The organism is Streptomyces griseus subsp. griseus (genome assembly GCF_000720255.1).
GTDB lineage: Bacteria > Actinomycetota > Actinomycetes > Streptomycetales > Streptomycetaceae > Streptomyces > Streptomyces griseus_I.
Map to the genome: position 1 here is coordinate 50,154 of NZ_JOJE01000003.1, position 13,818 is coordinate 63,971.

The 13,818-nt window shown below is 70.7% G+C and carries 10 protein-coding genes and 1 pseudogene; 6 read left to right on the plus strand and 5 right to left on the minus strand.

The genetic code is table 11. The annotated features are described in order from the left end of the window. Window positions 1-38 precede the first annotated feature (38 nt). The gene (locus IG99_RS45065; RefSeq protein WP_078947542.1) at window positions 39-1,079 is read left to right on the plus strand and encodes a helix-turn-helix transcriptional regulator; all 1,041 of its coding nucleotides are present in this window, start codon (window positions 39-41) and stop codon (window positions 1,077-1,079) included. Here IG99_RS45065 and ctaD read toward each other — a convergent pair. Further along, a pseudogene (gene ctaD / locus IG99_RS05245) lies at window positions 1,078-2,730 on the minus strand (aa3-type cytochrome oxidase subunit I); the annotation flags it as partial. The gene IG99_RS45065 and the pseudogene ctaD overlap by 2 nt on opposite strands. A 341-nt stretch (window positions 2,731-3,071) precedes the next feature. Here ctaD and IG99_RS05250 point away from each other — a divergent pair. Continuing rightward, entirely contained in the window at window positions 3,072-3,287 is a 216-nt protein-coding gene (locus IG99_RS05250; RefSeq protein ID WP_037670337.1) for an I78 family peptidase inhibitor, read from the plus strand. Window positions 3,288-3,386: 99 nt separating this feature from the next. On the opposite strand, the gene IG99_RS05255 is transcribed toward IG99_RS05250, so the two are convergent. Together IG99_RS05255 and IG99_RS05260 are read right to left on the minus strand one after the other, a co-directional pair. Then, window positions 3,387-4,442: a phosphatase PAP2 family protein gene (locus IG99_RS05255; RefSeq protein WP_037670338.1), complete on the minus strand. Its 1,056-nt coding sequence runs from the start codon at window positions 4,440-4,442 to the stop codon at window positions 3,387-3,389. Between the two features lie 228 nt (window positions 4,443-4,670). Continuing rightward, window positions 4,671-5,828, minus strand: a complete 1,158-nt coding sequence (locus IG99_RS05260; RefSeq protein ID WP_037670340.1) for a mannosyltransferase family protein — start codon at window positions 5,826-5,828, stop codon at window positions 4,671-4,673. 306 nt (window positions 5,829-6,134) lie between these two features. Here IG99_RS05260 and IG99_RS05265 point away from each other — a divergent pair, with 306 nt between their 5' ends. Further along, complete coding sequence (locus IG99_RS05265) at window positions 6,135-7,736, plus strand: MFS transporter (protein ID WP_037670342.1); 1,602 nt, start codon at window positions 6,135-6,137, stop codon at window positions 7,734-7,736. 66 nt (window positions 7,737-7,802) lie between these two features. Here the strand turns inward: IG99_RS05265 and IG99_RS05270 are convergent, their stop codons facing one another. Next, window positions 7,803-8,240 carry a cell division protein SepF gene (locus IG99_RS05270; RefSeq protein WP_037670344.1) on the minus strand — a complete coding sequence of 146 codons (438 nt, stop codon included), beginning with the start codon at window positions 8,238-8,240 and terminating at the stop codon, window positions 7,803-7,805. A gap of 309 nt (window positions 8,241-8,549) precedes the next feature. Here IG99_RS05270 and IG99_RS05275 point away from each other — a divergent pair, with 309 nt between their 5' ends. Further along, window positions 8,550-9,800: a DUF5685 family protein gene (locus tag IG99_RS05275; protein WP_199815455.1), complete on the plus strand. Its 1,251-nt coding sequence runs from the start codon at window positions 8,550-8,552 to the stop codon at window positions 9,798-9,800. A gap of 32 nt (window positions 9,801-9,832) precedes the next feature. Here IG99_RS05275 and IG99_RS05280 read toward each other — a convergent pair whose 3' ends face one another. Beyond that, entirely contained in the window at window positions 9,833-10,783 is a 951-nt protein-coding gene (locus IG99_RS05280) for an ABC transporter substrate-binding protein (protein ID WP_037670347.1), read from the minus strand. A gap of 423 nt (window positions 10,784-11,206) precedes the next feature. Here IG99_RS05280 and IG99_RS05285 point away from each other — a divergent pair, with 423 nt between their 5' ends. Both IG99_RS05285 and IG99_RS05290 read left to right on the plus strand, forming a co-directional pair. Continuing rightward, a complete protein-coding gene (locus IG99_RS05285) occupies window positions 11,207-12,061 on the plus strand; it encodes an amino acid ABC transporter permease (protein ID WP_037670349.1) in 855 nt (284 codons plus the stop codon). Beyond that, window positions 12,058-13,812, plus strand: a complete 1,755-nt coding sequence (locus IG99_RS05290; RefSeq protein ID WP_037670350.1) for an FAD/NAD(P)-binding protein — start codon at window positions 12,058-12,060, stop codon at window positions 13,810-13,812. The genes IG99_RS05285 and IG99_RS05290 overlap by 4 nt, the downstream gene beginning before the upstream one ends. Window positions 13,813-13,818 lie beyond the last annotated feature (6 nt).

Genomic DNA, 13,818 nt, shown 5'->3' on the forward strand with positions numbered 1-13,818 from the left:
GGACACTGCCTGTCCGCGATCACTGGCAGACTCGCCCCATGCTGGAGACCTCCGCACGACTGCTGCGCCTGCTCTCACTGCTCCAGGCCCACCGCGAGTGGTCCGGCGCCCAACTCGCCGAACGGCTCGGCGTCACCGCGCGCACGGTACGCCGGGACGTGGACCGGCTGCGCGAGCTGGGCTACCCCGTCAACGCCAGCCCCGGCTCGGGCGGCGGCTACCAACTGGGCGCGGGGGCCGAGCTGCCGCCGCTGCTGCTGGACGACGACGAGGCGGTCGCCGTCGCCGTCGGCCTGCGCACGGCCGCCGGACAGGGCATCGACGGCATCGGCGAGACCTCGGTCCGCGCGCTGGCCAAGCTGGAGCAGGTGCTGCCGGGCCGGCTGCGCCATCGCGTGGGCGCCCTGAACGCCTTCACCGTGCCCATGCTGCACAACACCCTGCCCTCCCATGTCGACCCCGCCGTCCTGACCGAGCTGGCCCACCTCTGCCGCGACGCCGAGCGGCTGCGCTTCGAGTACCGCGACCACGGCGGCGCCGCCACCCGCCGCACCGTCGAACCGCACCGTCTGGTGTGCACCGAGCGCCGCTGGTACCTGGTCGCCTGGGACCTCGACCGCGAGGACTGGCGTACGTTCCGCGTGGACCGCATCTCGCCCAGGCCGCCGCACGGCCCGCGCTTCGTCCCGCGCGAACCGCCCGCCGAGAACCTCGCCGCGTACGTCTCGAAGGGCGTTTCCACGCGCGCGTACGCCGAGCACGCGGTCGTCCGGCTGCTGGTGCCCCTGGTGGAGGCCGCCGAGCGCATCTCCCCGTCCGCCGGGACCCTGGAGGCCGACGGCGAGGACGCCTGCATCCTGCGGACCGGGGCCGGGAGCCTCGACGTGATGGTGATCCACGTGATGATGATGGGTCTGCCGTTCGAGGTGCTGGAGCCCGTCGAGCTCCTCGACGTGATCAGGACGGTCCGGAACCGGCTTGATGCCGCTTTGGCTCGGGCTGCGGAGCCTGACCCGCGTACTCGGGATGGTGCAGGTCGAACGCCGGGGACTCGGAGCGGATCCGGGGCAGCGTCGTGAAGTTGTGCCGGGGCGGCGGGCAGGACGTCGCCCACTCCAGGGAGCGGCCGAAGCCCCACGGGTCGTCGACGTCGACCTTCTCGCCGTAGCGGGCGGTCTTCCAGACGTTGTAGAGGAACGGCAGCGTGGAGAGGCCGAGCAGGAAGGCGCCGATCGTCGAGACGGTGTTGAGCGCGGTGAAGCCGTCCGACGCCAGGTAGTCGGCGTACCGGCGCGGCATGCCCTCCGCCCCCAGCCAGTGCTGCACCAGGAAGGTGGTGTGGAAGCCGACGAACAGCGTCCAGAAATGGATCTTGCCGAGCCGTTCGTCGAGCATCCTCCCGGTGAACTTCGGCCACCAGAAGTAGCAGCCCGCGAAGATCGCGAAGACGACCGTGCCGAAGACGACGTAGTGGAAGTGCGCGACCACGAAGTACGAGTCGGTGACGTGGAAGTCCATCGGCGGCGACGCCAGGATCACCCCCGTCAGGCCGCCGAAGAGGAACGTGACGAGGAAGCCCGCCGCCCACAGCATGGGTGTCTCGAAGGAGAGCGATCCCTTGATCATGGTGCCGGTCCAGTTGAAGAACTTCACGCCCGTCGGCACCGCGATCAGGAACGACATGAAGGAGAAGAACGGCAGCAGCACCGCGCCGGTCGCGAACATGTGGTGCGCCCACACGATCATCGACAGACCGGTGATCGCCATCGTCGCGCCGATCAGGGTCAGATAGCCGAAGATCGGCTTGCGGCTGAAGACCGGGATGATCTCCGTGATGATGCCGAAGAACGGCAGCGCGATGATGTAGACCTCCGGATGCCCGAAGAACCAGAAAAGGTGCTGCCACAGCAGCGCCCCGCCGTTCGCGGCCTCGAAGATCTGCGCGCCGAAGCGCCGGTCCGCCTCCAGTGCCAGCAGCGCCGCCGCCAGCACCGGGAACGCCATCAGGATCAGGATCGACGTGAACAGGGTGTTCCAGGTGAAGATCGGCATCCGGAACATCGTCATCCCGGGGGCGCGCATCCCGATGATCGTGGTGATGAAGTTGACCGCGCCGAGGATCGTGCCGAAGCCGGCCAGCGCCAGCCCCATGATCCACAGGTCCGGTCCGAGGCCGGGGGAGTGCGCGGCGTCGTTGAGCGGCGCGTAGGCGAACCAGCCGTACGCGGCCGGCCCCTCCGGGACGAGCAGCGAGCCGAGCACGATCAGACCGCCGAACAGGAACAGCCAGTACGACAACATGTTCAGCCGGGGAAAGGCGACGTCGGGGGCGCCGATCTGCAACGGCATCAACTCGTTGGCGAAGCCGGCGAAACTCGGGGTCGCGAAGAGCAGCAGCATGATCGTGCCGTGCAGGGTGAACAGCTGGTTGAACTGGTGGTTGTCCATGATCTGCAGGCCCGGCCGGGCCAGCTCGGCCCGCATCAGCAGGGCCATCACGCCGCCGATCAGGAAGAACACGAACGACGTGATCAGATAGAGGTGGCCGATCTTCTTGTGGTCGGTCGTGGTCATCCAGTCGATGACCACCCGGCCCCGGTGCCGCCCGCCCCGCACGGGTCGTCCGGCCGCCTGTACGGTCTCCGTCCCCATCGCTTGCTCGCCCCTTCGCTCGTCGCGCCCCGGGTCCGCAGTACCCGCGCCGCACGCGACGACGCGAGCTCCCGCCATGATGCGCGCACCACCGCGCGGAGCGACAGGGGTATACGGAGGTTTCGTGGCGGATCCGTGTATTTCCTATGCGGCGTCAGCTTGGACGATCATGCGCGGAAAGGGAATGGAGCGGGGCCCGGGGACGGTTCTCCGGGAACTTTCCGCCCGGTTATTCGGCAGGCTGTCGCAACACGCGGGAATTACGCGCGAAAGCGCGCGGAAGGCATACAGAACCGCTCGTACGTGTGACGGAGTCGGGCCAAAACGTGTGTCGTGGTCCTGTGACAGAAGTGTGACCGGAGTGATCCAGAACGCCTGCCCGACTTCCCCGGTCGGCGGCCACGGCCTAGCGTGGCGGCATGGCACCGATTCCCACTCCTCCAGCGGAACCCCAGGACGATCCGGACGGATATGTCGGCCTCGACGCCGCGCGGGCCGAGCAACTCGCGCGCGAGCGGGGGTGGTCGACGGTGCGCGCGCTGCCGCCGGGGACGGTCATCACCATGGAGTACCGCGTGGGGCGGCTGAACTTCGAGGTGAAGGACGGTCGCGTGGCGCGGGCGTGGAAGGGCTGAGGCATCCGACACGAAGGCCCCGGCTCCTGTTTCCAGGAGCCGGGGCCTTCGAGGTGCGGGGAGGGCTGTGCGTACCGGCCCCGCGGTCGTGGGGGCCGGTCAGCCGCCCGTGAGGGGGCGGGCCGTCGAGGCGGCCGTGCCGCGCGGGAGGCGGTCGGGGTGCGGCGGCCGACGGCTGCCGGCCGGCGTGACCGGCGTGCGCTCCGAGCGTGCGCCGTGCGGGCCCGGCGCGAGGTAGATGGGCGCTCGGGGTGAGCGGGCGGGAGTGCCGCTCTCGCGCGCCGCGGTGCTCGTGTCGCGGGCCGCCGGGGCCTCCCCTTCGGCCGCGGGACGCTGCTTGAGCAGTATCGGCGCGGCGACCGGCGTGGCCGGCGCCGGCAGTGGCGCCGTACCGGTGTGGCGGGTGCGCCAGCGGTCGCGCAGGTCGAGGATCCCGGTTTCGGCACGGGCGATCAGCGGTTCGCACCACGGCAGCGCCAGCAGGACCAGCAGACCCGCGGCCCAGCCCAGCAGGACGTCGCTCAGCCAGTGCGTACCGAGGTAGACGGTGGCCATCCCGACGCCGAGCGAGGTCACCGCGGACAGGGCGGACAGCCAGCGGCGCGCTCTCGGGGTGGAGGCCAGATAGGCCAGGATGCCCCAGGTCACCACGGCGTTGGCGGTGTGGCCGCTGGGAAATATATCGCCGCCCAGGCCCATCTCGTTCGAGCCGATGGTGGTCGCGTAGTGCGGGCCGAGACGGCCCATGCCGATCTTGGCCGCGCCGACCGTGAGGTTCAGCAGCAACAGCGACGCGCCCAGGGTCAGCAGCGGGCGGATCGTGTGCTGCCGCCAGGAGCGCCAGCCCAGCCATGCGGCGACCATCACGGCGGTCGGTCCGCGCTGGCCGAGGACCACGTAGTAGTCGACGAACCAGTGGATCCCGGACCACTGCTGGTACGGCCGGAAGAACATGACCTGCCAGTCGAGACGGACCAGCCACGAGGTGATGACCACGAGCCACACGATCGCCAGGTAGAAGGACAGAGTCCCGGCGAACAGCGCGACCCGGTGCCGGCTCATCCGCGGCACATCGATGTGTGCCGGTCGTTCGGACTCCCGGTCCAGTCTCGCGAACACCCGGTCCAGACGGGTGAGGATTCGTTCGGTACGCACCCAATCGACGTTACAGCGAGTGAGCTCAGTTCCCGGGCGAATCCACGGGTTTGTGATGACGATGTGATGTGGGATTGCTCTCAGCGGCAGCTTAAATTCCGATGAATCCACAATGCTGGAACGCTACTCCCTTCAATTCCTTTGATCATTCTGTGGGAGTAGTTTTGGCTACCTTATGAATTAGTTCACCGAATCATGGGCTGGAATTATCCGCTCGATCATGGACGCTCACGGCGGTCCGGAGCCGTTCAGCCACAGCGCCCCGTACACCGCCGACGCCACCGCGACGGACCCCAGCACCAGCGCTGACCTGGGCGTACGCAGTCGGGAGAGGGCGAGCGCGAGAGGCAGCAGCAGGGGGAAGCCGGGCAGCAGCAGCCGCGGTTTCGAGCCGAAGTAGCTCGACGCGCACAGCGCGAGCCCGGTGACGACGCCCGCGTAGACCAGGAGCGGAAGCGGCTGGCCCTGCCGCACGCAGACGACGTAGAGCCACACCACCAGGCCGACGCCGACGATCAGTCCCAGGCCGGCCAGGGCGCCCGGGAACGACGTGAACTTGTCGGCGACGAAGCGGGCGAAGGCGTAACCGCCGTCGAAGCCGTTGCGCCAGCCCGCCTGGACGTCGAGATAGCCCAGCGGGCCCCCGCCGGTGCGGTGGCCGACCCACAGGACGTATCCGGCGGCGCCGAGGGGCGCGAGGAGGAGGCCGAGAACGCGCCGCCAGGCCTGTCGTACCCCTGTCTCCCGGTCCCGCGCGAACGCGGCGACGCCCGCCGCCCACACCCCCGCGACCACCGCGAGCCCCACCGGCCGCGTCAGCCCGCACAGCGACGCCAGCAGCCCCGCGGTCACCCAGCGCCCGGTGAGTACGGCGTACAGCGCCCAGGCCGCGAGGGCCGTGAACAGCGACTCGCTGTACGCCATCGACTGCACGATCCCGACCGGCAGCACGGCCCACAGCAGCACCGCGCACACCCCGGCCCGGCGCCCGTACACATGATCGGCGACCGCGAAGATCCCCCAGGCCGCGGCGAGCGAGGCGAGCAGGCTGACGACGAAGCCGGCGTCGGCGTACGACAGCGGGAACACCGCGTGCAGTTCCCGCTCCAGCCAGGGCAGCAGCGGGAAGAAGGCGAGGTTGGAGTGCACGTCGCCGTTGGGCAGCCGCACCTCGTAGCCGTACCCCCGCTCGGCGACCCGCGCGTACCACAGCGCGTCCCAGCGGGCCGTCAGCAGCGTGTACGCGCTCTTGCCGCGCCCGGCGCTCCACAGGGCCAGCACGAGCAGCCCCAGGACCCGCACCGCCGCGTACCCGAGAAGCGCCGGGGCCGCCCGTCGCAGGGGCCCGGCGGCGGGCGGAGCGCCGCGCGTCACAAGATCGGTCACGGGCTCGATTATCGACCCGGCCGGAAACCGAACGGTACGTCGGGGCGAACCGGGCGCCGTGGAGCAGCGGGAGAGGAGGGGCGAAGGGGGTGCGGAGGGGTGGTGGAGGAGTGGTGTACACCACACGAGTTCTGCCGAAGTCTGAGAGGTCCGCCACGTGGCCTCGCGGCCGACTCGCGTACGCTCATGTGTCACTCGCCGTTCGTTGCGCGGGCCGGAGACCACCGCTTCTCTCCGGCCGAAGTCGCGGGAAACCCCCAACCCCGCGAGCCCGCCGAACGCGAGACACACCTGGGAGGTACGTACATGTCCGGGACGACCACGGCCGCCGCCGCGCTGCGCCGCCGGGCGGCCGGGGCCGGTGCCAACCGCTGGGTCGTGCTCGTCGTCCTCTGCGTGAGCCTGCTCCTGGTCGCGGTCGACGCGACCGTGCTGCACGTGGCGGTGCCCGCCGTCACCGAGGACCTCCGGCCCGGCGCGATAGAACTGCTCTGGATCGTCGACATCTACCCACTCGTCTGCGCCTCACTGCTGATCCTGTTCGGCACGCTCGGCGACAAGGTGGGCCGCAGACGCGTCCTGCTGCTCGGCTACGCCCTGTTCGGCGTCGCCTCCGCGGTCGCGGCCTTCGCGCCGGACGCCCGGACACTGATCGTGGCCCGGGCGCTGCTCGGCGTGGGCGGCGCGATGATCATGCCCGCGACGCTGTCGATCCTCCGGCAGGTCTTCCCCGACCGGCGTGAGCGGGCGCTCGCGATCGGTATCTGGAGCGCGGTGGCCGCGGTCGGCGCGGCGGTCGGGCCGCTGCTGGGCGGTTTCCTGCTCGAGCACTTCTGGTGGGGTTCGGTCTTCCTGGTCAACATTCCGCTCATGCTGGTCAGCCTGCCGGTGGGCCGGCTGCTGCTGCCCGAGTCGACGGGTGACGGGCGGGGCCCCTGGGACGTCGTCGGCGCGCTGATGGCGGCTCTCGGGCTGTTCGGTGTGGTGCTGGGCGTGAAGCGGCTCGGCGGCGGGGAGCCGGCGGGCAGTGTGTTCACCGTGCTGCCGCTGGTGGCCGGCGCGGTGCTGCTCGTCCTCTTCGTACGGCGTCAGCGGCGCCGGACGCATCCGCTGGTGGACCTGCGGATGTTCGGGCGACCGGCGTTCAGCACCTCGGTGGGTTGCATCGTGCTGGCGATGCTGGCCCTGGTCGGTCTGGAGCTGATCGCGGCGCAGTACCTGCAGCTGGTGCTCGGACTGTCGCCGCTGGAGACCGGGCTGCGGTTGCTGCCGCTGACCATCGCGGCGATGGCGGCGGGACTGGCCGGGGCGCGGATGCTACGGCGGTTCGGGCCACGGCGGATGGTGTGCGTGGGGTTCTGTCTCACGGCGGTCGCGGTGCTGCTGATGACCGGGATGGGCGCGTCGGACAACACCGGGCTGATGCTGACCGGGTTCGTGCTGCTCGGGTTCGGACTGGAGACCACGCTGTTCGGCGCGTACGAGTCGATGCTGAGCGAGGCTCCGGCGGAGCAGGCGGGTGGGGCCGCGGCGATCGGGGAGACGTCGTACCAGCTCGGGGCCGGGATCGGGATCGCGCTGCTCGGTACGGTGATGAACGCGGCGTACGCGCCCGGGCTGGCGTCCGTGCCGGGCGTGCCGGCACCGGCGTCGCGGTCGGCCTCGCATTCGCTGGGGGAGGCGTATGAGGTCGCCGGGCAGCTCGGCGGCTCGGCCGGGGACGTCCTGCGTCGGACGGCTCGGGAGTGCTTTGTGCACGGGCTGCATGTGACGTTGCTGGTGAGCGCGGGGTTGTTGCTGATGGGGGCGGTGATGGCGCTGCGGTTGCCGCGGGTCATGCAGTGCGAGTCCGCCACGGTGGAGCTGCCCGCGCCCCGGGAAGTCGCGGAGTCCCGCGTCTCCGCCTGAGCCTTTTTCTCCCACCCACGCTGGGCAAGGCGCTCACCGGAGGCAGGGCCGGTGAGCGGCCCTGCCTCAGCTCTGGTTGAAGAAGCCGTCCGTCCGGTGCGGGGCCGCCTCGCCGTTGACGATCTCCGTGTCGGCGGGGGTCAGCAGGAACACCCGCGTGGAGACGCGCTCGATCGATCCGCGCAGGCCGAAGATCAGCCCGGCCGCGAAGTCGACGACGCGCTTGGCGTCACCGGCCTCCATGGCCGTCAGGTTCATGATGACGGGAACGCCCTCGCGGAACATCTCGCCGATCGCACGGGCGTCCCGGAAGCTGTCCGGGGTGACCGTGCCGATCCGGCGGCCCTTCTCCTCGGCCGTGTCCGAGGCCACCTTCACCCGGGGGTCGGTGACCCAGGCGTCCCCGGAGTCGGTCCCCTCGGAGTAGTCGTCGTCGTAGTAACGCTCGTCATCGTTGTCGTCGACGAGGCCAAGCCAGGCACTCGCCTTGCGCACCGATCCCATGGACGCCTCCTCTCACAGCGGTCATTCTTGCTTTCCGCATCCCTATGGTCATCCATGATGCGGACGGCGCGCCAAGTGGATAGACGCCGCGCGGGGGGTTTGTGACGGTACTGGTGCACAGCGGATACGTCGAGAGTCCGTGTGCCCCAAGGCTCTTGTCGTACACAACTGCTGACTGTGAGTGAAATATGATTTCTCGTGGCGTAAGGGTGACGAGCGGGGCGTACGGGTGAACGGGGCGGCCCGTGTGACCGGACAATTGGCCGATACGATGCGGGTCCAACGTCGCACGAACCACGGGGGGGCGTCGTGTTCGGAATGGTCAGGCCCTGCAGTCACCGTCTCGGGGAAGGGCTCAAGGCTCAGTGGATGGCGCATTTGTGCGGCCTGTGTCTCGCTCTTCGCTCCGACCACGGGCAGCTCGCCCGGGTCGTGACCAACTACGACGGGCTGCTCATATCCGTCCTGACGGAGGCTCAGGCCGACGGCGCGGGCGGTGACAAGGGGTGGCGGCGGACGGCCGGACCGTGCCCGTTGCGCGGGATGCGTACCGCGTCCGTCGCGCACGGTGAGGGAGCGCGGCTCGCCGCGGCCGTCTCCCTGGTGCTCGCCTCCGCCAAGGTGCGCGACCATGTCGCCGACGGTGACGGGCTGCTGGCGCGCCGTCCGGTCGCGGCAGCGGCCCGCCGGGTCGCGCGCGGCTGGGGAGACGCGGGCGCCCGCGGCGGCTCGGCCGTCGGGTTCGACACCGCCCTCCTCGTCGACGCCGTCGACCGGCAGGTCGGCATCGAGACGCTCGCCGGCCTCGGCACGCCGATCCTGTCCGTCACCGAACCGACCGAGACCGCGACCGCCGCGGCCTTCGCGCACACCGCCGTACTCGCCGGACGCCCGCACAACGCCGAGCCGCTCGCCGAGGCCGGGCGCCTCTTCGGGCGGCTCGCGCACCTCCTGGACGCCGTGGAGGACCAGGCCGCCGACGCCGCGTCCGGCGCGTGGAACCCGCTCACCGCGACCGGCACGTCGCTCGCCGAGGCCCGACGGCTCGCCGACGACGCCCTGCACGGGATCCGGCTGGCGCTGCGCGCAACCGAGTTCGCCGACGCGAAGCTCGCCCACCTGCTGCTCGTGCACGAACTGCGCCGCTCGGTGGACCGGGCCTTCGGCACGATCCCGATGTGCGCCTCCCATCAGCCCGGCCCCTACGGGCAGCCGCCGCAGCAAGGCCCCTACGGGCAGCCGCAACAGCCGCACGCCGGCGGGAACCCGTACGCGGGCGGTAATCCGTATGGAGGCGGCAACCCGTATGGGCACGGCGGTGGGGGCTCCGGCGACGGCGGTGGGCCCGGCGGTTTCGGCGGCGGCCCCGCGCCCCAGCCGCCGCGGGGCCGGCGCGGTTTCTGGGCGGGCTGCGGGATGTTCTGGCTGCTGTGCTGCACCTGCAAACTGTGCTGCGCCGAGGAGTACGAGGGGCCGTGGTCGCGGAAGAAGCGCGAGGGCTGCTGCCGCGACTGCGATTGTGACGGCTGCGACTGCTGCTGCCCCTGCGACGGCTGCTGAGGGGGCGTCAGGGCGCTCGCGCTCCCTCCCTGTCAGCTCTTCAGCTCCGGCGGCGAGATCTGGGACTTCTCGATCGCCGAGCCCGTCGTTCCCCACTTCTTGAGGATCTCGTCGTACGTCCCGTCCTGGATCAGCTTGTTCACCGCCGCCTGGAAGGCCGCTGCCAGCTTCGTGCCCTTCTTGAAGGCGAAGCCGACGTCCAGGCGGTGGTACTCGTTGAGGAACTTCAGGCCTGGCTGCTGAGCGACCGCGTAACGCAGGCCGTTGATGGTGGACATCACGACATCGCTGCGGCCCTGCTGGATCGAGGACCAGATGGCGCCCTGCTCGTTGTACGTCTGCACCTTGTACTCCTTCTTGCCGGCGTCCGTGCAGACGTGCTTGTTGTCCTCCAGCGTGGCCTCGAAGGTCGTGCCCGCCCCGGTCGCGATGTTCAGGCCGCACAGCTGGGCGAGGTCGGTGACCCTGGTCAGCTTGCTGTCCTTGCGGGTGGCGAAGCCCTGACCGTCGTTGATGTAGGTGACGAAGTCGATGGTCTTGCGGCGTTCGTCCGTGACGCCGAAGTTGCTGGCGCCGAAGTCGTACTTGCCGCTGTCCAGCGCCGGCAGGATCGCTTCGAAACCGGCCTGCTCCACCTTGAGCTTGATGCCGAGCACCTTGGCGACCGCCTTGGTGAAGTCGACGTCCTGGCCTGTGAGGGTCCTGCCGTCGTCGAGGTAGCTGGTGCCGGGCGGGGTGCCGCCCACGCTGACGGCGACCGTGAGCCCCTTGGTGCCGGCGGGCAGCAACCCGGCGGCCGCCTCGTCCTTCCGGATGCCGGAGACGACGTCCGTGGTGGGGATCCCACCCGAAGCGGCCGCGGCCTGCGCGGTGCCGCCGCCGGCCATGTCGTCCGAGCCGGATCCGCACGCGGTGAGGAGCAGGGTCGCCGAGGCGATCAGGGCGAAGGGTGCAAAAAGGGCATGCTTGGGCGCGCGAGGCATGGTGAGGCGGCTCCTGAGAAGAGGAGGGCTGAAAGGGTGCGCGGGATGAGGGGAGGGGTGCGCGTGTGAAGGCGAAGGGAGGAACGCGAAGCGCCCGCCGGGAACGGCGGGGCATGCAGGGAGGTCAGCTCGAAGGGCTCAACAGGAACAGGACCACACACGACCGAAGTCGATGTGGGAGCGCGTGACCAGCCACTGCTGTGGATGCATGGGGCAAGTGGAACAGGTCCCCGGTTCCGCGTCAACCGACTTGAGACGTACCGCTCACACCGTGGACACCCTTGACAGCGGCGGCGAACAGCGCCGTAGAGTCGAGCAGCGGCCCTGCTGAGGGGCTCGGCCGCACCGCGCCCACGGCGCGCTCCGTGTGAAGGCATCCACCGTGTTCGACAACGTCGACGTCACACGTCACGGAGCCTTCATATGTCCTCCGACACCCTCGCCAAAGCCGCCGCTCCGGCACCGCCGGAACCCGCGGACATCCTCCGGATCGTTCCCCAGCGCCGTTACGGACAGTGGACGGCCGCCGTCGCCGTCCTCGCGCTGCTCGGGTTCGCCGTCAACTCCGTCCTGCGTAACGAGGCGTTCCAGTGGGACGTCGTCGCCCAGTACCTCACCACCGACTCGGTCCTGCGCGGCCTGTGGCTCACCCTCTGGCTGACCGCCGTCGTCATGGCCCTCGGCTTCGCTCTCGGCGCGCTGCTCGCGGCGGCCCGGCTCTCCGCCAACCCCGTGCTTCGCGCCGTGAGTTGGGGATACGTGTGGCTGTTCCGCTCGATCCCGATCCTGGTGCAGCTGCTGCTGTGGTTCAACATCGGGGCGCTGTACCCGCAGATCCTCGGTGTGAAGACGGTCGACCTGCTCGGTCCGGTGACCGTCGCCGTCATCGGACTGACGCTGCACGAGGCCGCCTACGCCGCCGAGGTCGTGCGGGCCGGCATCCTCTCCGTCGACCGGGGCCAGATCGAAGCCGCACAGGCGCTCGGTCTGAGCCGGTGGCGCCGCTGGTGGCGCATCGTTCTTCCGCAGGCGATGCGCTCCATCGTGCCGCCCGCCGCGAACATGCTGATCGGCACCCTCAAGGGCACCTCCATCGTCAGCGTCATCGCCGTGAGCGACCTGCTCTTCTCCGCGCAGCTGATCTACCACCGCACCTACCAGGTCATCCCGCTGCTGATGGTCGCCACGATCTGGTACACCGTCGTCACCTCGGTGCTCGGCGTCGGCCAGTACTACGTGGAGCGGCACTTCGCGCGCGGTGCGGGGCGCACCCGATGAGGGGCTCGCTGGTGATCGTCGGAGCCGGGCCGCGGGGGACCGGACTCATCGAGCGGATCGCCGCCAACGCCCCCGAGCTGTACGCGGGTCCGGGCCTCGACATCCATCTGGTCGACCCCTATCCGCCGGGCGCCGGACGGATCTGGCGCGCGGCGCAGTCGCCGCTGCTGTGGATGAACTCGCACGCCGAGGACATCACCATGTTCACCGACACGTCGGTGAACATGACCGGGCCCGTGCGCGAGGGGCCCTCGCTGCACGAGTGGGCCGGCGTCGACGGACGCCTCTTCGCCGACCGGCAGACACAGGGCGCGTATCTGCGCTGGGTCCACGAACAGGCCGTGGCGGCCCTGCCCGAGGGCGTCACCGTCCACCACCATCCCCGGCGCGCCCTGCGCGTCAGCGGAGCGAGCGAGGGCCGGCAACAGGTGTGGCTGGAGGGCCGCCCCCGTCCGCTCCACGCCGACCTGGTCGTCCTCGCGCTCGGACACCTGGACGCCGAACTCGACGACGAGCAACGTGAGCTGGCCGCGTACGCGCGTGGTCACGACCTGGTCCACCTCCCGCCGGACTTCACCGCCGACAGCGACCTGTCCGCGCTCGGCGCCGGCGAACCCGTCCTGGTACGCGGCTTCGGGCTCGCCTTCGTCGACCTGATGGTGCTGCTCACCGAGGGCCGGGGCGGGCGGTACGAGGGCGACACCTACGTTCCCTCGGGACGCGAGCCGGTCCTCCACGTCGGGTCGCGGCGCGGGGTGCCGTACCACTCGAAGATCGGCTACGACCTCAGCGGCGAACGGCCGCCGCTGCCCAGGTTCTTCGGGCCCGCCGAGGTCGACGCGCTGCTCGCCCGGCCGGACGGGCTCGACTTCCGGCGGGACGTGTGGCCGCTGGTGGAGAAGGAGCTGGGGTTCGCGCACTACCATCGGCTGTTCACCGCCCATCCCGAGCGGACCTCCATGGACCGGGCCGCCTTCGAGGAGAAGTACGCGGCCGCCGCGCCCGCCGAGCGCGAGGTACTGGTGGCGGCGGCCGTGCCGGATCCGCGTGACCGGCTCGACCTCGCCGCGCTCGACCGTCCGCTGGACGGGGTGCGGTACGCGACGCACGAGGAGTTCCAGGACGGGCTGCGCGGTCATGTCGAGGACGACCTGAACCGCCGGCACGACCCCGCGCACAGTGCCGACCTGTCGGTGTTCTTCGCGCTGCTGTCCGTCTACGGGCAACTGGTCCGGCTCGGCGCCATCGGCTCCTGGTGGCACGGCTTCTTCAGCTACGTCGCCTCCGGGCCGCCCGGGCCCCGGCTGCGGCAGATGCTCGCACTGTCCCGGGCCGGCCTGCTGAAGTTCGTCGGCGCCGACATGACCGTCACCGCGCAGGACGGGGTCTTCCGGGCGTCGAGCCCGACCGTGCCCGGCCATGTCGTTCAGGCCCGGGCGCTGGTCGAGGCGCGGCTGCCCGAGCCCACGGTCCGTCACGCCCGCGATCCGCTGCTGCGCCGGCTGCACGCCGACGGGGCCGCCGAGACCCCGGACGGACTGCTGCGCGTGGACCCCGCCGACGGTCGGATCCTGGACCGGGACGGACGGCCGCACCCCCGGCGCTTCGCGCTCGGGCCCTTCACCGACGGCCGTACGCCGGGCGCCTTCACCCGGCCGCGCACCGGTGGCCCGGCGTTCCGGCAGAACGACGCCACCGCGCGGGCCGCGCTGGAGTTCCTGCGGGACCTGGCCTGGCGCGCCGCCGCGTGAACCGCC

Bases quoted from the DNA above. Each gene is read 5' to 3' on its own strand.
- IG99_RS45065 (WP_078947542.1), top strand. From the start codon at position 39: ATGCTGGAGACCTCCGCACGACTGCTGCGCCTGCTCTCACTGCTCCAG.
- IG99_RS05250 (WP_037670337.1), top strand. From the start codon at position 3,072: ATGGCACCGATTCCCACTCCTCCAGCGGAACCCCAGGACGATCCGGAC.
- IG99_RS05265 (WP_037670342.1), top strand. From the start codon at position 6,135: ATGTCCGGGACGACCACGGCCGCCGCCGCGCTGCGCCGCCGGGCGGCC.
- IG99_RS05270 (WP_037670344.1), bottom strand. From the start codon at position 8,240: ATGGGATCGGTGCGCAAGGCGAGTGCCTGGCTTGGCCTCGTCGACGAC.
- IG99_RS05280 (WP_037670347.1), bottom strand. From the start codon at position 10,783: ATGCCTCGCGCGCCCAAGCATGCCCTTTTTGCACCCTTCGCCCTGATC.
- IG99_RS05285 (WP_037670349.1), top strand. From the start codon at position 11,207: ATGTCCTCCGACACCCTCGCCAAAGCCGCCGCTCCGGCACCGCCGGAA.
- IG99_RS05290 (WP_037670350.1), top strand. From the start codon at position 12,058: ATGAGGGGCTCGCTGGTGATCGTCGGAGCCGGGCCGCGGGGGACCGGA.